This window comes from Pontibacter harenae (assembly GCF_020907245.1).
Taxonomy (GTDB): Bacteria; Bacteroidota; Bacteroidia; order Cytophagales; family Hymenobacteraceae; genus Pontibacter; species Pontibacter harenae.
This window is the reverse complement of record NZ_JAJJWH010000040.1, coordinates 1-19,652: the sequence shown is the minus strand read 5'-3', so window position 1 is coordinate 19,652 and position 19,652 is coordinate 1. Positions and strand designations below refer to the sequence as shown.

Sequence of the window (19,652 nt, the reverse complement as noted above, 5' to 3'; positions counted from 1 at the left end):
TACCAAAAATAAGAGACTATGGAAAAGCAATTTGATTTCAATAATGAGTTATCAGGCAAAATCACCCTGGTGACAGGCGGTACCAAAGGAGCCGGGAAAGCCATTGCCGAACGCTTATCCAACGCCGGGGCGACGGTAATTATTACGGCCAGGAACGCACCCGAAAAGTCAGACGGGAGACTGCATTTCATATCGGCTGATTTAAGCAAACCTGAAGGGACACAGAAAGTAGTGGAGGAGGTTTTTTCAGCATACAAAAGGCTGGACATTCTGGTAAACAACCTCGGCGGTTCCGAAACCCCGGGCGGCGGTTTCGCCGTGCTGACAGATGAAGACTGGCAAAACACCATTCAAACCAACCTACTGGCACCCGTTCGTTTAGACAGGGGATTCCTGCCGCAGATGGTAGAACGCAGGAGCGGCGTGATTATTCACATCGCCTCCATTCAGGCCAGGCTGCCTTTGTATGACTCCACGCTGCCTTATGCGGCGGCCAAAGCAGGTTTGATAAACTACAGCAAGGCTTTATCGAACGAGGTCTCACCGAAGGGAGTTCGGGTGCTCACCGTCTCGCCTGGTTGGATCATGACTTCCTCTTCTAGCAGAATGATGGAACGGATCGCCGAAAGCTCAAACAGCACGATAGAGCAAGCCACGCAGAGCGTAATGGATGCATTGGGCGGGATACCTTATGGCAGACCTGCAAAACCAGAGGAAGTGGCCGAGCTGGTGGGCTTTCTGATTTCCCCAAGAGCCGATTATCTGACAGGAACGGAATACGTCATTGACGGCGGAACGATACCGACCATTTAAACCATAAAAACTGAGAAAGATGAAGTTACCGAAAGTTATAGCAGATTTAGTAGCGGCACAGGATAACTACGACAGTGCTGCTTACGCCAAATGTTTTTCCGAGACAGCCGTCGTGGTGGATGAAGAAAAAACGTATAAAGGAAGAAATGAAATAAGGCAATGGATAGCGGAAGCAAATGAAAACTATAAAACCGTCATGAAACCGATCAGCTTTTCGGAGAATGGCCCTAAAAGTGTTCTTACGGCAGAGATCTCGGGCTCATTTCCTGGAAGTCCTGCCGTGCTGAACTATCATTTTGAACTGAAGGACGGACTTATCCAGTCGCTGGAAATAACAGGCTAAACAAGGGGAGGTGCCGGCAAGGGCACGGCAAAAGGACTGACATAGGATAAACCACGTCAGTCCTTTGTACATTAAAATCTGATGAATTGTGGTGCCAACAAGGCTTAGGAAGAAGGTGACCCGTCCCGAAAAGTGTTGACCAGTTTATCTAACTCGGGTAAATGTTTCGGTGCGTCCAAAAAGCTCCATGCCTAACAAGTAGCCTCTTGCCTGTAGTTGCTTTGGGTTATCTTTGTTTAACCAGATGGAGCACGAATATGATTTACCACTCTCAGGATCGTAGATTGTGCCACCTACCCACCGCCCATTTTTTTTATCGTAGACAAAATTCTGAAAGATGTCTATACCTATAACCTTTCTAGAACGAAGAGATGGGCTTGGGTTATTAGCATCTGTAGCTCCTGGTTCGGTATACGAAATAAGTTTGCCGTTATACTGATTATTCACCTTATAAATTTCTACCGCTCCATCTTTATTGGGTGTGCGCCAAACGCCTATTATCGCATTATGATCTGTTAAAGAAAAAGGAAGCAGCCATAATGCTAATGTTACAGCTTGCATTATTTTTACCATAGCTTGTTAGGTTTTATGTGTAAGTTTGATGAAAGGGTAAGTTAAATCTGATGCCGAAAGAAGAGTGTTCAGACTAACTCTACTTTCACGGCAGGAACAGTAGGTCTGAAAAATCTGCTTAACACATAGGTCGTTAGGCTTACAGGAAGGTACCTGCTTAAATAGGTGCAAAGCTTAAAAACTAGACCAGGAACTATAACAGCTTGATTCTTCAACATATCCCGCACAGCTTTATCTGCCACAGCTTCAGCTTTCATCTGGAATTTAGAAGAACTTATTAGCGGCGCCGTACCAGCTTTTTCAAAAAAAGAGGATTGGGTAAAACCAGGGCAGAGGCAGGAAACACCAATTGACAAGGGCTGGAGTTCAACTCTTAAGCTTCGGGAATAGGATAACACAAAGGATTTGGAGGCAGAGTACATGCTGAAATAGGGAACAGGCTGATAACTGGAAATGCTGCCCATGTTCAGAATATGCGCACCCTGTTCTTTTTGCAGCAAAGGGATAAAGAGATGGCACATTTGGACCAGTACTTCGGCATTTAAGCGCATCACATCCATTTGGCTTTCTAACGTTGCATCTGAATGTGCCCCCCAAAGGCCAAACCCTGCGTTATTGATAAGTACTCGAACTTTCCAATGGTTTTCTTTACATACTTGCAATAGATGCTTAGCTGCCTGCGGTTGTAATAAATCAAGCGCCACAACCTGTACTGTAACTTCATGCGTTTGACGTAGTTTACGAGCCACCGCATCTAGCCTTTCCTGGGAGCGGGCTACCAAGATAAGATGATGCCCTTCTAGTGCACAACGCGTGGCCAGGGCTTCGCCAATTCCTCGACTTGCACCAGTTATCAATGTATAAGCCATAATTGAAATAGAAGATAAGAAGGTTTACTGTTGGGTTCAAAATTATTGGGGCACAGCCTATAGAAGCCTGTAAATTGATTAGTGTAAACTTTAAAAGGTTATAAAAATTCTTTGTCCTTTACCAAATGTGTTGTGCAGTTTCAGATGCCGATTAATAAAGTCTCAGTCTCTAATGCTCATATGCGCTTGAAGAAAACTCAAGCTCAGGCCAGTTGGTATTTATTGATGTTAGCCATATTCATTCGGTAACCAACAAATAACAGGAAGGTTAGGATGAACAGACCAGGGATGGGTGGACGGCCAGGCGTGTTGAAATATACGATAGTAGTGGCGTATAAGGTTGTTAAAACAGAGATTAGCCCTATCAAAAGTATAAGTACAGGAATCCAGGGTTGCCTGCTTTGGGAAAAATGCCATTGCAAGACTGCTGTTGTCAGTGATACAGCTAGCCATCCACCCGCACAGACGCGCATCAGCGCAAGCATCAGGCTTTGTGTTGCGGTATCTATTTCATGCCATTTTAAAGATACTGCCTGGCTATGATAAGGCATAAAACTAGACCGCAGTAAATAGATGAAGGCAAGAATAAACAATACTGCTGATACAGTATAGTTGGCCACGGGCGCAATATATTGCTTCATAGTTATAAAAGTTAAAATGTGATTCTATACTGTGGTATTGGGAAAAAGCCAATCTGGTACTGTGTCTGAACTGTGTTGGACCGGGGGTTGTAGATGCGGGCAAACTCGTTTCGCCTGTCGGTTATATTCTGAAGGTCAAGGGCAAATTCGTGGGTGCTCTTTCGGGCGTTGATACGGTAAGATAGCTTCAGGTCTGCTCGCAAATACCGTTGCAGGCTTTCCGAAAAAGCCAAATCGTCTCGGAGTACCTCATTGCCAGCCTGTTCTGAGCGAGTATAATCTATTGGTGTGTACTTGTTGCCGCCTGATGCCGTGAATTTAACATCTATGTTAAAGGTGTTATTTTTCTTACCAACCTTGAATTCCTTTCCTCCCAAAAGGTTCGCGATGTAGCCACCGTCAAAGGCTGTGCTATGCCACCTGCCATTGCTGCCTTTGTACTGCGATCTGTATAGGGAGGAAGTGAACAAGAAATAGTATCCGTCACTATAAAACCTTTCGAGTGTAAGTTCTAAGCCATAGTTCTTGCCTTCGCCATTATTTACCAAAGAGTCTTTATTGATAGGTTCAAAATCTACTCCAGCGTTTAGGAGAGAAAATGAACTAGGACTCATCTCTACAGCCGCACCGTCTATTTTTTGGTAATAGGTTTCGAGTTTCATGCGTAGGTTGGCAGCAATTCTGTACTCGTACGATACTACATAATGTTTACTATTAGTAAAATCGAGGCTGCGGTTTGTTTGTGCCACCCTTCCGTCTGGCAATACCGTCTGAACAAAATAAATATCTAGTGGCTGAATCTGGCTGTGATGGCCGTAGCCGATGCCCAGAGTCTGGCGGTCGCTTAGGTCGTACTGCAGGCCAGCCCTGGGTTGTATGGCTCTGCTGTCACTCACTTCAAACTGTTGGTAATTTACACCAGTATTTAGTCTTAGCTTATTACTGAAGCGATGCTGCCACTGGGCATATATCTGGGTAAGCAGGCTTTGTCCGTCTACATTCCGAATATCACGCTCTTGCCCAGGTACTAACCTGCGGTTAAGAAGGTTGAAGTCATATAAATCTAGGATGGCTCCCGCCGATATATTGTTGCGGGCGCTAAACTTTTTGTTAAAGACTAAATGGCCCGAATACTTGTTGTTTATGTAATCTGCTTTGCCGGCAGGTATGGGAGTTTGGTCAATTATACTTAAAGAGTCGCGGTAAAGGTGCTCTTCCTGCCGTGATGCTGACAGCGAAAGCTTGTAAGAAAAAGTAGGGTCGAAGTAAAACTCGTGCGATATACCTGCCACACCTGTTTTGTAATCAGCGTAGTCGTTGGTGAAGTTATTTCCGTAAATAACATCCGATACTTCGTTGCTGCTGATAAGGTCTACGTTGCTCTTTCCGCCAATGCCAAAGAAGGTGAACCTACCCATTTTAGAGGTAGGAAGATCTATCTTGAAAGTAAAGTCCTGGTATTCGGGTGTAGCGGCTCCCGTTCCGAAGTTCAAGCCAATCTCTTTATAAACTCCTAGGGTAGAGTAGCGGTAACTGGCAAGGTATGAGGCTTTCGTTTTTTTAGATAGAGGGCCCTCTGCTCCAATTTCAAGGCCATTGATGCCGACTTGTCCCAAAAATTCATGCCTTTCACTGTTCCCGCTTCTAAGTTGTAAGTCAAACACACCAGCTAAAGCATTTCCGTACTCTGCCGGGAAAGCGGCTGTCATAAAATCTGATTTATCTAGCAAGTTGTAGTTCAATAAACTAATGGGGCCTCCACTTGCACTCAGTGACCCGTAGTGGCTAGGGTTTGGAATGTTGATGCCCTCTAAGCGCCATAACAAGCCGCTAGGGGAGTTTCCGCGTATGATGATGTCGTTTCGGTCGTCGTTGTTGGCAGCCACCCCTGCAAAGTTAGCGGCCATACGGGCTGGGTCATTGCGGCTGGCGGCATAGCGCCCAGTTTCTTCCAGATTAAAAGAACGGGCACTTACTGAAGTATACTCATTATTAGTAAGCGTTTTTTCAGGTTTACCCGTAATCGTAACCACTGCCCCAGTATAAACCAGCTCAGCAAGCGATAAATTAAGCACCACCTCCTTGCCCGAGGTAATGACAACGTTTGGAACTACCTGCTCTTTATAGCCCATATAAGATACTCTTAGGGTCTGCCGTCCCAGAGGCACTTTAAGCAATTCATAATACCCTTGTGCATCTGTAACAGCTCCTATTATGGGATTTGTATCAAGCACCACTACTTGTGCTCCTATTAACGGTGAGTTTGATTGCGCATCTACCACACGTCCCCGTACAGTTTGATTTGCTTCGGTTACATTTTGTGCCCAGGAAACGGATGTACCCAAGAATAGTATTGAAAAAAAGGCGAAAAGTCTCATATAAAAAGCGTTTAGTGAAGCGACTGGAAGTGATTGGGAATCAAGTTGATACTTTTCTACGCAAACAAAAAAATAAATATGTCAAAAATTTATTGCACTAATTAAATAATGTATAATAACAAATTTTTAATAAATGAAAATATGGCAATTTTATATATTATTTGCAAGGTTAAATTAATAAAATGATAAATTAAATAGGTCTTGGTTATTAATTATTCAAAATATGAGAGTTTGACAAAGATTAAGAAAAGTCAAAAAAAATAATTTTTAAAATATTTTTTTTGACTTTATATCCTTTTTGTTCATACATTCGTAAAAACCCAACAGATAAATTATTAAAATAAAAAATATACTCTAATTATTTAATTTTTTAATAAATATCCTGTTTAACGCTTATTGGAGGTTTTTTAAGCTTCTAATATTTTGCACCACAAGGCGTACTGGTTTATCAAGATAACTAAGTAAGTATCTACAAGAATCAGATTAAGAACGTCCACTCCCCGATAACCTGACCACAGGTAAGCTTCCTAATCAAATCCACAGTTTCATCCTTATTCTTGATAATCAAGGTACTGCATCCAAGAAAAAACCCTTATTGCCTAAGTCTTTAACTACAGTATCCATCTTTGAAGGAATATCTGTAAGCAATCATTCTAGCTAAACTATTGCATTCATTTACTATTCTGTCTACTCTAATTGCTTTTACATATGAGATAGCTAAAGAAAAAATTTAAGGAAAATGCATGGGTAAATTGGATTCACCTGCTTCGTCATAAGAGGTGGTTGATGATAATATATCATTAATAAGTGCAATTTTAAAATCTTATAAATTTTATAAGGACAGGATATTTATTGCCATTGTAAAAATTATATAAAATATAGGTTAAATTTTACTTGTGATTGTTATGAAAAATCATCTATCCTTACAACAAAACCCTGTTGCCATTATAGGTATGTCTGGTCTGTTTGCTGGCTCTGAAAATATAGAATCATTTTGGGAAAATATTGTACAGCAGGCTAATTGCATTACCGAAGTGCCATCTTCTCGCTGGAACATAGAAGATTATTATGATCCTAACCCGAAATCGGTTGATAAGACCTATAGTAAAGTTGGTGGGTTTCTCCCAGACATAGATTTTGATCCTCTTGAATACGGTTTGCCACCAAATATTTTGGAGGTAACGGACTCATCCCAAATTCTTTCTTTGATTATGGCGAAGCAGGCGCTGCAGGATGCAAAGTATGTAGGGGATAGGTTTACAAAACAAATAAGGCAAAATACTGGAATAATATTGGGTGTTGGTGGCGCACAAAAGCTTTCTGGAGCATTGAGCAGCCGCTTACAATATCCAATCTGGCGTAAGGTGTTATCGCAGTACGGCTTATCTGAGGAGGCTATTGAAGAGGCAGTTGAAAAAATGAAAACTGCTTATGTCTCCTGGCAAGAAAACGCATTTCCAGGTTTTTTGGGTAATGTTATTGCTGGCCGTATTGCGAACCGCTTTGATTTGGGCGGAACAAACTGTGTGGTAGATGCCGCCTGTGCCGCCTCTTTAAGCGCTATAAAAATGTCTATTCAGGAATTGTTAGAATACCGTTCTGATATGATGATTACGGGGGGCGTGGACACCGACAATACTCCTATGGCATACCTGAGTTTCAGCAAAACACCTGCCTTCTCGAAGAGAAACCAGAGTACTCCTTTTGATGCAGAAGCTGACGGTATAGTGATAGGAGAGGGCATCGGGATGCTGGTGATGAAGAGGCTGGCCGATGCCGAACGTGATGGAGATACTATTTATGCGGTTATAAAAGGTATTGGTAGCTCCAGCGACGGTAAAAACTCCAGTATCTATGGGCCTGTTAGCGAAGGGCAACAACTAGCCATGCAGCGGGCATACCAGGAGGCAGGCTATTCACCTTCTACTGTTGGTCTGCTGGAGGCACATGGTACTGGCACTCCTACAGGTGATCGTGTTGAGTTTCATTCTATCTCCACAGTTTTTGAGGACGCTAACGCTGAAAAGCAAAAGATTGCCTTGGGCAGCGTAAAATCACAAATTGGTCACACCAAAACGGCCGCGGGTGCTGCAAGTTTAATCAAAACAACACTAGCCTTGCATCATAAGGTGTTGCCGCCTACCATTAATGTTAAAAAGCCTAACCCAGGGTTCAACATAGAGTCTTCTCCTTTTTATATAAACACGCAGCTAAGGCCTTGGATACCTACCATGAGCACTACACCCAGAAGAGCCAGTGTCAGTGCGTTTGGTTTTGGAGGTACAAATTTTCACCTTACGTTGGAAGAGTATCAGCCTGAACATAAAAGCGCCTACCGTAGCTGGTCTCCTTTTCATTCCTGTGTTCTCTATGCAAGCGATTATGAAAGCCTGAAGACGAAGTGCCAGGAGCTGTTGAATACAACACAGCAAACCAAAGCTTTCGAACCTTTGCCTGTACCTACAACTGTGCCTCAAGGATCTCCTCGCCTGGGTTTTGCATACCAAAATAAAGCAGAACTGTTGGAGCGCCTGACCATAAGTCTTCAAACCCTACAGCAAGCTAATCCTGAAAAACCATGGGATCATCCGAAAGGAATAAGCTATAGCCCATACGGAATGAAGTCTGATGGTAAGGTGGCTGTCTTATTTTCGGGGCAAGGATCTCAATATGTAAACATGGGCAGTAACCTCTCTTGCCTGTATCCGGAGTTTCGGCAGCACTTCCAGCAAGCTGACAAAATTATGCATACCATGTACGGGCAAACAGTGTCTGACAAAGTATATCCTATACCTGTTTTTGATGAAGAAACGAAGCAGAAACAAGAACAAAACCTCACACAGACCCAATATGCCCAGCCAGCCATCGGTGTAATGAGCATGAGTATGTATAATATGCTTATACAGGCTGGCTTTGAACCAAATATGGTGGGAGGCCACAGTTTTGGTGAACTGACAGCCTTGTGGGCTTCGGGTGTTATAAAAGAGGATGATTATTTAAAGCTCGCCTGCCTGCGGGGACAAGTAATGGCCCAGGCAGCCAAAGGCGAAGATGCTGGGGGCATGCTGGCGGTGCAGGCCGATGTAGAAACTGTGAAGAAAGTTATTCAGGATGAACAGTTGGCCCTTGATCTGTCTAATATAAACGCGCCTGACCAGGTGGTTTTAGGCGGAGCAACAGATGAGGTGGGAGGAGCCGCTGACGTGTTCGCTAAGTATAAAATATTTGCAAAAGTACTTCCAGTGTCCGCGGCTTTCCATACCCAGCGTCTTAAAAATGCTCAGCGTCCTTTAGCTGATGCCATCAGCATTACGGACTTCCATAATCCGCAATGTGAAGTGTACAGCAATATGGATGGACAGGCATATCCTTCTGCAGGAGCTACCATTCAGCAGAAGTTTAAGGAGCACATGCTTTCTACAGTGCAGTTTCAGAAGCAGATAGAAAAGATGTATGAAGCTGGAGCCAGGGTTTTTGTAGAAGTAGGGCCAAAGAATATCTTGTCGAAGCTTGTTAAAAGTACACTAAAGAGTGGGGACTATATCACCATTTCCTTGAACAACCACCCGAAGCAGGATAGTGCGATGCTCTACCAACAGGCCCTGGCACAACTGTTAGTGGCAGGTGTTTCTTTAGATGCAAAAGACCCCTATAAACTGAAGCTTGACCTGCAGGAGACTTATAAGCCTAAGATGAAAGTTCAGATAAACGCGAGCAATTATGTAAGCGATAAAACGAAGGAACAGTGGGAGCAGGCTTTGAAGGAATCTTCGCATAAGGTAAGCGAGCCGAAAAAAGAGGTTATGCTGGATAAAGAGGTTGTGCAAATTAATGATTCACTCACGCAGCCAGTCACGACTTCGAACGGTAAAGCATCTTTAACAGACCAAAAAGCTGTTGCCTTATCTACTCCCTCAGTAGAAGCAGAAGATAAAGTGCGTTCAAAAAAACTAATCATTCAAAAACAATTAAATATAATGGAAGAGATGCTAGAATTCCATCAGCAACAGCAGGCTGCACTGGAAAAACACCGGATATTACTCAAGACCTATCAACAGCAATTAAACCAGCTCTTTGCTGAAGAACATAAGAATGGTCAGGATGTGAATGAGCCAGTTAACCAGAACACAGTTGCACTACCTAAGTTGCCTGATGCTTTAAAAACACTTATTCCGAACGGCAATGGTCATCAAACGAACGGCCATAATACAATGAATGGAAATGCTGTAGCCAACGGGCATCAAGTGGCTGTAGAGGTTGCCCCAGAAGCCAAGCCAGGTACAAGTGAACCAGTGGTGGCTGTGAACAAACATACTGAGCAACAGACAGCTGATGCAGCTATTTCAGAAACGGCTATTCTTGCTTTGATAGCAGAAAAAACGGGTTACCCCGCTGAAATGCTGAGCCTGGACATGGAATTGGTTTCTGATTTAGGTATAGATTCTATCAAGCAAGTGGAAATATTCGGAACCCTGCGTGAGCAGTACCCATTCTTAGAACAATATCAGACCGAGGCTCTTTTCCAGATTAAAACGATAAGCGATATTGTTGCTAAAGTTAATCAGCATTTTACTGCTCCTTCACAGGCTGTTTCCTCTGCCGAACCTTCTAATATGGCAGTAGCATCTAATGTTCCTGAAGAGGTACTTCCCGAGCCGCTTACTCTTCATGGCAAAGCTGTAAATGGGCAGGAGGAAAAGGTTCCTGTAACAGAAACTGCTTCCCAAACACCAAGCACCCCTGCAAAAGCTCCTTCTGTACCAGCCACGGAACTTGATCCTGAGGTAGTGACCGAAGCCCTGCTAGGCCTTATAGCAGAAAAGACGGGCTACCCCGCTGAGATGCTGAGCCTGGATATGGAGCTGATAGCGGACTTAGGTATAGACTCTATTAAACAGGTGGAAATAATGGGGGCTGTGCGCGAACAGTACCAGGCTTTAGCAGAAATGGGCCCAGAACAACTAATCGGGTTAAAAACTATTAACGACGTGATTGACCTGATTATGGATGTAAACGGTGCTGAAAAGAAAGTCCTGACCACTGCACTCTAAGCACACCGTATCGCTATTTAAAATAATTACGCAGCAATAAAAAGCTGTAATGCAAATGGTAAAGAGAAGGTAGGAGCGGCTATTCCGCAACTAAAGGCTGCATTTTCTGAATGGGAAAGCTATGAATTGTACCCATCAGCAGGACTGCTGCTGATGGGTACTTACCCAAGCTAAACAAACGATAACTAGCTTTTGAATTTAATTATAAAGCAAGCCAGGTGCTAACCTATACTTCTAGGCCTGCAGTTTTACCAGTAACCTGTCCTTTATCTATGTTTCAACTACTTGATTTCATTTTCAGAATACTCACAGTTCCTAATTTCTTATAGCTATGTCAGATAATTACGCTCGTGTTTCTCAGCACCATGTTAAAATAAAACCTTTGCCTCACCCTTTCCAGTGGGAACAGTCTTGGGCAGAAGGAGGTTTGGCAGTGCTTACCAACGACGGTACTCCTGTTACTTTGCAGCTAGCCCACACGCTGGCCCAGCGGGGATTGCGCGTAGTGATTTTGAATTTTCCAGGTGTAGAAATAGAAAGCCTAGGGAATGTTCTGGTTTTTCAGCTGGATCAACTAAGTGACAATGCTATTGAAAATATGGTACAGCAGGTACGGCAGCAAGGTAATGTTCAGCTGTTCATCCACCTGCATCCTATGGGTCTGGAGAATAACGAAATCAATAAAGCTGTTTTCTGGCTAGCCAAGCATCTGCAAGCAAGCCTTCATAAACAGACCAAAGGGCATTGCTGCTTTTTAGCAGCCGTGCGTGTTGATAGTGCGTTTGGGTATGGCTCGGTCACAGAATTCGATTGGCAGGCAGCAGGACTATCTGGCCTCATAAAGTCCCTGAACCGCGAGTGGCACGATGTGTTTTGCCGAACGGTGGACCTGCATCCGTCTTTATCCCCGGAGCAAGTAGTGGCTTGCCTTCTGACAGAACTACAGGATACCGATTTAGCATTGGCAGAAGTAGGTTATGATGCATCCGTAAAAAGGTTAACACCCGCTACAGAAAATACTGGTGTTAGCCTAACGACGGCAACAGATTATAGTTTTATGCCTTCTGATGTTGTAGTTGTAACAGGAGGTGCACGTGGTATTACAGCAGCGTGTGTTATTGCGCTTGCTAATGCTTATCCGTGTACTTTCCTGCTGATGGGCAGAACCTCGTATCATGAAGATGAGCCAGCATGGGCACAGGGCATAAACGATGAAAAAGAGCTGAAGCAGGCGATATTTCAGTTGCTACAACAGTCTGGCCAAACGCCCCGTCCGATTCAGATTCAGGAGGTATATCATAAAATAACTTCATCCAGAAGTATAAAAAAGACAATTCAGGCTATACATGATGCAGGAGGCAAGGCTGTATACCTGGAAGCGGATATAGGGGATGCAGAAGCAACGCAAAAGGAACTAGCGGTACAACAGGCACGCTGGGGAAAGATAACCGCTGTTATTCATGGTGCAGGTGCTTTGGCAGACAAGCTTGTAGAGAAAAAAACGGAAGCAGATTTTGCTAAAGTTTATGGTACCAAGGTACATGGCTTACTGAATGTGATAAATGCTGTGGATGCTACACACGTGAAAAACATTGTAGTGTTTTCGTCTATAGTTGGGTTCTATGGTAATGAGGGGCAAACGGATTATGCCCTGGCTAACGACACCCTCAATAAATGGGCAATTTCTTACCAAAACCAACACCCCGAGACAAAGGTGTCAGCCATTAACTGGGGACCATGGAATTCAGGCATGATCACCCCATACGTACAGCAGGAGTTTCAAAAAAGAGGAGTTAAGTTAATCCAGACCCAGGAGGGTGTAGCGCACTTCATGAACCTGCTGTCTCTTAAAAAAGGAGGCGGGGTAACAATTGTAAACAATAAAATGCCTGCCCCTCAAAAGTATTTCCCGCTTAATGGTAAAATTATGCAACTAAAAAAAGAAGTAAAACGGGAAGAGAATCCTTTCCTGGAGCACCATGTTATTGGTGGGTTTCCTGTAATGCCCTTTGTGACAGGTGTAGCCTGGATCTCCAATGCATCGGAGCAGCTGTTCCCAAGTTACAAGCTTGTACAATGCGAGAACAGCAAGCTCTTTAACGGTATCATATTTAACGGGAAACAAGCCAGCGAATACTACCTCGATTTACAGGTGCTGCAACAGGATGATGAGGCTATTCGCTTAACTGGCAAAGTATGGAGCAACGACGAACAAGGCCGCCGCCGCTACCATTATGGCAGCGATGTACTGCTGTTAGCAGCACCGCCTGCGCAGCCTGTACAGGAGCTTCCTAGCTTCAATAAGTCGCCTCTAAAAACACGCGAAATGCTTTACCAGGAAGGTAGCCTGTTTCATGGGCCTGCTTACCAGGGCATTGAGGCTCTGTGGCAGATGGATGAAAAGGAACTGTGGTATACCTGTAGCCTACCTGAACCTGATGCAAAAATGCAGGGACAGTTTCCTTTGCAGCGGTCCAAAACCTTTGCGACCGATGCCATGTGCCAGGGCTTTCTGGTATGGGCATTCCACCACCTAGATGCCTCCTGCCTGCCTTCCAGTATGGGAAGTATGATCATATATGAACCGCTGCCATTCGGTGAAACGTTTTGGGTGCATCTGCAGATTACGGAACAGCAGGGGCATAAACTTGTTGGCAGCGCCACCGCAATTAGTTCTTCTGGAAAAGTGTTGGTAGCAGCCGAAGGCATAAAGCTTACAGTTAGCAAAGAGCTGCTCGCAATGTTCCCTAAACCTACCGATTCTTTGGCTGTAGTTGGCATGGATGTACGTTTGCCTGGTATAGAGGATCTTGACCAGTTTCATCGTGCCATATACGACGGAATATTTACAGATGTCCTTTCTTTGGAAGTGCCTGAAGCCACGGCAACCTCTGCCAATATGTACCAGAAGATGCGGAAAGAGGCGGGAGGGGACAAACCTTTGGCAATGGTGTATATTGGCGATCTTCGGGAAATCTTAGTGGATGAAATGGGGCCTGAAGAAATCCTGATTGTTTCTAGCTTTCCAGAAGCTATGGCGTCAGCACAAAACTGGTTGCACCAAAACCACGACAGTAGCATAGTTGTCTGTGCCCAGCATGCAGGCGGAGAGGCTATGATTAGGCTAATGGTTGCTTCCGAAGCTAAAAAAGCACCTTATGCAATCTTAAGTAACAGCCAGGCGTTTACTTCCTCTAACCTCGATGCGCTGCTGGTGGAATTAAACTACCTTGACATTGATCCAACTATAACACCAACTAACTTGGCGCTTACTCCCGATGCAAATCAGGATGTTCCTCGTTGCGCACTGGGAACTTTGGTCGTTCCTCATGCGGGGTTACAAGATATGGCAAGGCTGATAAAGGTAAGCCTTTGCCTGCACTACCGTTTCTTGCCTTCCCTCCCTAAACCACAAATTATTCTACAGCTATCGAACTGGGATGCGCAGCACTTTTACGCTCCTCAGGATTCTTTTACCTGGTTTCCTGAAAACAGCGAAGAGAAGCGAGTAGCTGCCATCGTTTTTAAAGACGAGGCTTCTGGTGTTCTTCTAAAAATGCAGGAGGCAGCACCTGCAACAAGCAAATCTATGACTTACATCAGACAACAGGACCGAAAGTTATTGCTAGTTTCAGGGAACGATAAGTTGGAGTTGCAGACAGGTTTAGAGAAGCTGGAAAAAGATGCTGATTCGTTCTCCCATCAATGGGCAGAGAAGCTATACCAACAGAACCTGGAGAAAAAAGGCAAGTATACCGTTAGTTTGATAGCTGGCAACAAGCGCCAGCTTTTACGCGAAATCTCTTTTGCCCGTAAAGGTTTGGATGCTGCTTTTGAGAACAGTAAAGCATGGCAGACACCAATCGGTTCCTACTTCTCGCCTGAACCATTGGGGAAATCTGCAAAGATAGGCTTCGTTTATCCAGGTTTGGCAAGTGCTTATGTGGGCATGATAAAAGATAACATCCAGTTGTTCCCACAGCATTTCGACTACTATAGTTCTAAGCTTGACCAGCTCCATGAACTGGTACACCAGTCGCTGGTGCATCCGAGGTATTTAGTACAACCCGAACCTGCAGAGCGTAAAAAGCGGGAAGCGCAGTTTTTAAACAATACAGTAGCTGCTGCAGAAAGTAGTATTTCGCTGAGCGTGTATGCAACCCAGGTGCTGCGAAAAGAATTCGGACTGGAACCTGAAGCTGCACTGGGCTATAGTATGGGCGGCATTACCATGTTTTTTGCCATGGAAGTTTGGGGTTTCCAACACCTGCGCGACAGGGTAAGGCAATCACCGATATTTCAGCTTGATGCCTCTTTTATGAACTGGACACACTGGGTGCTGAACACGCCTGCTGAACAGGTGAAAGCACAAGTTGCAGAAGCCGAAAACCTGTATCTGACCTTTATCAATTCACCTGGCAATGTTATTCTATCTGGTGATATGGCAGCGGGAGAAGCCTGGATGAAGCGCCACAACTACGAGGGAATGATGGTGGATTTATACAATGTAGCCCATTGTCCGCCTGTGGGCTTTATGCACGATAAACTTGAGCAGATGCACCTGCTGGATATTGAGAAGGAGCCTAAGGTGCGTTTTTATTCTGGCGTTACAAAAGAAGTATTGCCTTTAGATAAAGTGACTTTAGCAAAGAATGCCGCTGATACGTACTGCCAGCCCGTAGATTTTGTGTCGCAGGTTCAGAAAGCGTATCAGGATGGGGTAAACGTATTTATTGAGGTAGGTCCAAAAAGCTGGTGTTCCAGGCTTGTTGGTGAGACTTTGCACGACCAGCCACATGTTGCGATGTCAGTCAACCAAAAAGGCGTGTCTGATTACCAGTCGTTGCTGCAGTTAAGCAGTGTGTTGTGTAGCCACGGCTTTCCTATGAACCTTCCGTTTTATGATATACCTAAAACTGCTCCTGCAGTTCCTGTAGAAACGCAAGTAGTAGCAGAGCCTATCATAGACAAAGAAGTGCTGGAGCAGCTTAATTTTGTAACAACTGCAGGCGGTACAGTACCAAAACAACAAGGTGGTATCTATCGATTAGAGGAAAGGCCAGCTTTACTACAAGAGCTGAACCGATCCTGTTATTTATACCATGGCATCGACAACCATCATTACCTCTCGTTCAGTAACGCACACAACAGCGTTTACAAAATAGTAGGGCATTTGCCAGCACTTCCTGTCGAGAAGTTAGGCAGTGCCGATTTTTTAGAGGCGCACCATGTGAAATATGCTTATATGGCTGGTGCCATGGCTAACGGGATTGCTTCCGAAGAAATGGTGATTACACTGGGCCAACAGGGCTTCCTCGGTTCTTTCGGAGCAGCAGGCTTAAGCCCAGATAGGGTAGAACAAGCTATAATTAGAATTCAGGAAGCGCTGCCTGAGGGCCCTTATGCTTTTAACCTGATTCACTCACCTTCGGATGAAGGGCTGGAAATGCGCTTGATCGACATGTATTTGCGGTACAAGGTGCGCACTTTAGAGGCTTCGGCTTTTATGGAGCTGTCTCTGCCGCTGGTTTATTTCCGTGCTGTTGGGTTGATAAAAGATGCAGATGGTAAGGTACGTGCCCAAAATAAAGTTATCGCTAAAATTTCTCGCTCAGAGGTAGCGCGCCCGTTCATGCTTCCTGCCCCTGATGTTATGCTGGAGACGCTGGTAGTGCAGGGGAAAATTACAGCAGAGCAAATGCAGTGGGCAAAAACAATTCCGATGGCCGACGATATAACCGTTGAGGCAGACTCGGGTGGGCATACAGACCAGCAGCCTTTGGTATGCTCGTTGCCAGAAATACTTCGGTTGAAAGAGCGCACACAAAAAGTTTACCAGTATGCCAAACCCATTCGCATAGGGGCTGCAGGGGGTATCAGCACACCTGCGGCCGTAGTGGCAGCCTTTGCCTTAGGCGCAGACTATGTGGTGACGGGATCTGTTAACCAATCCTGTGTGGAATCTGGGACTTCCCTAAATGTAAAAGAGCTGTTGGCCAAGGCTTCTTCGGTGGATGTGGTGCTGGCACCTTCGGCAGACATGTTTGAGATGGGAGTTTCGGTTCAGGTGCTGAAACGGGGAACGCTATACTCAAACCGAGCCAAGAAACTCTATCAGCTGTATACCCAGTACGATTCATTAACTGACATACCTGTAAGTGAAATGGCTAAACTGGAAAAGCAGTTTTTTCAACGGCCTGTTTCCGAAGTTTGGAATGACGTAGAGACATTTTTCCAGAAAACTGATCCGAACAAACTGGAAGCAGCACGTGAGCATCCGAAGAAAAAAATGGCGCTGGTGTTTCGCTGGTACCTTGGTCTGTCTTCTAAGTGGGCAGTAAAAGGAGTGAGTGAAAGAACAATGGATTACCAGATTTGGTGCGGCCCAGCTATGGGTGCCTTCAACGACTGGGTAAAAGGAAGCCCTATGGAAGCCATTGAAAACCGAAAGGTTGCCGAAGTGGCAAAAAGGCTGCTGCAGGAGGCAGCTTTACAGCAGCGCATCCAACTGCTGAAGTTATATGGCGTGCCAGCTTCTGTGGCCTTGCAAACTTATTCTGAAAACGAAATTTTAGATCATCATGCTTGATAAACCTATATACCACTTGTCGGAGCACGAAGTACATCTGTGGTACTTTAAGACTGACAGCTATTTTAGCAGTTCGATAGAAAGCGCATTGCAATATTTAGACCCTCCTGAATTCCAACGTTACAAACGTCTTTTAAATCCAATTAAACGCCATCAGTTTGTGGTTGGGAGAGCTTTATTAAAACAAGTGCTGTCCTGGTATATAGGTGGTTCGGCCAAAGATGTTCAACTGCTTTATACGAAAGAGCAGAAACCATTTATCAAAGGAGATTTATCCTTCAACTTATCACATTCGGGGCGGCACGTGCTTATTGCTATTGCAAAACATGCCATTGGGGTGGATGTGCAGGAAGAAGAGAAGATTGAGGTAGAGCATGTTTTTCAGGGGCTTTCTAAACTGGAGCAGCAGAAGGTAAAGCAGAATGCGCTTTACCGCTACTGGGTGCTGAAAGAAGCTTTATGGAAAGCTGACAACAACCAAAATGATCCGGCACCGCTGCTCGATGCTATAAATCCGTGCCTTGAACAGCCAAATGATACCTTTGCCTTTTTAATGGACTCCTGGTGTGCAGCTTACCTCAGCCTCTCCAAGAATCTTCATATGGGGTGGGTGGTAAACGATCCTCATCCTGTTTGCATGTTGAATGGAAAACCTCTGGAAATAGAAGTTACAGAAAACCTTGCTTTTGCAACCCAGGTGAGCTAAAGAGGTTTCACGAATTATAGCTCAATCAGATGTAAGCAAACCATTTATTTCATTATGACGGCTAAAAGAATAGTTATCAGTACATATGGTTCTTTAGGAGATTTGTACCCTTATCTTGCAATCGGCAATGTTTTGGCAAACAATGGGCATCAAGTAACCATTGCTGGAGGAGTGTCGCTACAGAAGAAAGTGGAAGAACTCGGTTTGGCATTTGCTCCTTTGCGGCCCAACCTTGATCTCAGTGACAGGGTTACCATGAAGTCGGCGATGGATTTACGAACTGGGTCGGAAACTCTGGCACGGAAGCTTATTTTCCCGTATATCCGGCAAAATTATGAGGATCTGACGCTGGCCGTCCAAAAGGCCGATCTGCTTATCAATCATTCTTACTGCTTTGCAGGTCCTATTGTCTCCGAAAAAACAGGAATTCCCTGGATTTCCTGTAACCTGTCACCTAATAATTTCTGGTCACCGTACGATGCACCCGTTATTCCGATGTTCCCTTGGATGGTGCATCTACCAGGCTTAGGACCAGGTCCGAACCGTTTGCTTATGCAGGCAGTCAGGCTGGTAACACATCAGTGGTGTAAACCTATTTACCAATTCAGGAAAGAACTTGGCTTACCTACGCCTAAGCACCCGTTAATGGAGGGGCAGCATTCCCCTCATAAGGTATTGGCTTTGTTTTCTAGTCTGATGGCCCGAAAGCAATCTGACTGGCCTGCTAATGCCTGCGTAACTGGGTTCCCGTTTTTTAAAGAGGAACAAGAACTGCCGCCAGAGGTTGAGCATTTTATACAGCAAGGTGAACCTCCCATTGTCGTGGCATTGGGTTCTTCTGTGGTGTTGAATGCGGAAGCGGTGTACAAGTGTTGCCAAGATGTTATAACTGATATGGGTAAAAGAGCCATTTTTGTAGGTGCAGAGCACACACTAAATGAAGAAGCAAAAGCAAAATATGCGCATCATGAGCACATATTGCTTGCCCCTTATCTTCCTTATGCCTCCATATTCCATAAAAGTTCTTTGGTAATACACCATGGGGGTATTGGCACTACCATGGAGGCCCTGCGGGCTGGAAAGCCAATGTTAATTGTACCTCATTCCTTTGATCAGCCCGATAATGCGCTAAGGATTGAACGGCTCGGAGTAGGCACTTACCTTTACAGTGCTCATTTTACGAAAAAGCGACTTAAGAAAACACTTTGTCTACTGTTGTATGACTCTGCTTATGCGGCTGCGGCTCAAAGGGCAGCAGAGGTAGTAAGAGCTGAAGATGGAGCAGCAACAGCTAGTGAATATATAGAAAGTTTTGTACAGCAGGTATAGTGAAAAGAAACAATTCATACTGGAGTTCGTCAGTAAAGGATTTTGCAATCTCGCTTTCTTCACTGCACACCTCAGGAAGAAGCAGCTTGTGCCCGTTTCTTTTCTGATAAAGTTTTCTAATTTTTAATTTGGCGCAGCACTAGTACCTATGTTTTCAGGAAAAACGTAGCTACTGAACAGAAATGCTGTTGCAATTACACTAAAAAGCTTATGTGCGAAGTTTGATCTATGATCAGATTAACAACATAAAAAGTATTTTACGCAGTCTTATAATTTCTCTTATGATAGGCCCTCACTCAATACGTCTCATTTAACCCTCGTGGCTGTTGCACAACTCTAGTTTGATAAGGGATAAAGAGT

The 19,652-nt window shown here is 44.5% G+C and carries 10 protein-coding genes; 6 read left to right on the top strand and 4 right to left on the bottom strand.

The window, feature by feature from the left end; genetic code table 11:
- Positions 1-18 precede the first annotated feature (18 nt).
- Positions 19-813 carry an SDR family oxidoreductase gene (locus LN893_RS16325; RefSeq protein ID WP_229971945.1) on the top strand — a complete coding sequence of 265 codons (795 nt, stop codon included), beginning with the start codon at positions 19-21 and terminating at the stop codon, positions 811-813.
- 19 nt (positions 814-832) lie between these two features.
- Positions 833-1,156 carry a nuclear transport factor 2 family protein gene (locus tag LN893_RS16320; RefSeq protein ID WP_229971943.1) on the top strand — a complete coding sequence of 108 codons (324 nt, stop codon included), beginning with the start codon at positions 833-835 and terminating at the stop codon, positions 1,154-1,156.
- 144 nt (positions 1,157-1,300) lie between these two features.
- On the opposite strand, the gene LN893_RS16315 is transcribed toward LN893_RS16320, so the two are convergent.
- The 4 genes from LN893_RS16315 to LN893_RS16300 form a co-directional block, all read right to left on the bottom strand.
- On the bottom strand, positions 1,301-1,729 hold the full coding sequence (locus tag LN893_RS16315; RefSeq protein ID WP_229971941.1) for a DUF2147 domain-containing protein: 429 nt from the start codon (positions 1,727-1,729) through the stop codon (positions 1,301-1,303).
- 68 nt (positions 1,730-1,797) lie between these two features.
- On the bottom strand, positions 1,798-2,598 hold the full coding sequence (locus tag LN893_RS16310) for an SDR family NAD(P)-dependent oxidoreductase (protein WP_229971939.1): 801 nt from the start codon (positions 2,596-2,598) through the stop codon (positions 1,798-1,800).
- 203 nt (positions 2,599-2,801) lie between these two features.
- Positions 2,802-3,239 (bottom strand): hypothetical protein, encoded by a 438-nt coding sequence (locus tag LN893_RS16305; RefSeq protein ID WP_229971937.1) that lies wholly within the window; start codon positions 3,237-3,239, stop codon positions 2,802-2,804.
- Positions 3,240-3,250: 11 nt separating this feature from the next.
- Positions 3,251-5,617, bottom strand: a complete 2,367-nt coding sequence (locus tag LN893_RS16300) for a TonB-dependent receptor (protein WP_229971935.1) — start codon at positions 5,615-5,617, stop codon at positions 3,251-3,253.
- 905 nt (positions 5,618-6,522) lie between these two features.
- On the opposite strand from LN893_RS16300, the gene LN893_RS16295 reads away from it, so the two are divergent.
- The 4 genes from LN893_RS16295 to LN893_RS16280 all read left to right on the top strand — a co-directional run bounded on the left by LN893_RS16295 (position 6,523) and on the right by LN893_RS16280 (position 19,292).
- A complete protein-coding gene (locus LN893_RS16295) occupies positions 6,523-10,668 on the top strand; it encodes a type I polyketide synthase (protein WP_229971933.1) in 4,146 nt (1,381 codons plus the stop codon).
- Positions 10,669-10,999: 331 nt separating this feature from the next.
- A complete protein-coding gene (locus tag LN893_RS16290; RefSeq protein ID WP_229971931.1) occupies positions 11,000-17,257 on the top strand; it encodes a PfaD family polyunsaturated fatty acid/polyketide biosynthesis protein in 6,258 nt (2,085 codons plus the stop codon).
- The gene (locus LN893_RS16285) at positions 17,250-17,963 is read left to right on the top strand and encodes a 4'-phosphopantetheinyl transferase family protein (RefSeq protein WP_229971929.1); all 714 of its coding nucleotides are present in this window, start codon (positions 17,250-17,252) and stop codon (positions 17,961-17,963) included. The genes LN893_RS16290 and LN893_RS16285 overlap by 8 nt, the downstream gene beginning before the upstream one ends.
- A 54-nt stretch (positions 17,964-18,017) precedes the next feature.
- Complete coding sequence (locus tag LN893_RS16280) at positions 18,018-19,292, top strand: glycosyltransferase (RefSeq protein ID WP_229971927.1); 1,275 nt, start codon at positions 18,018-18,020, stop codon at positions 19,290-19,292.
- Positions 19,293-19,652: the final 360 nt, after the last annotated feature.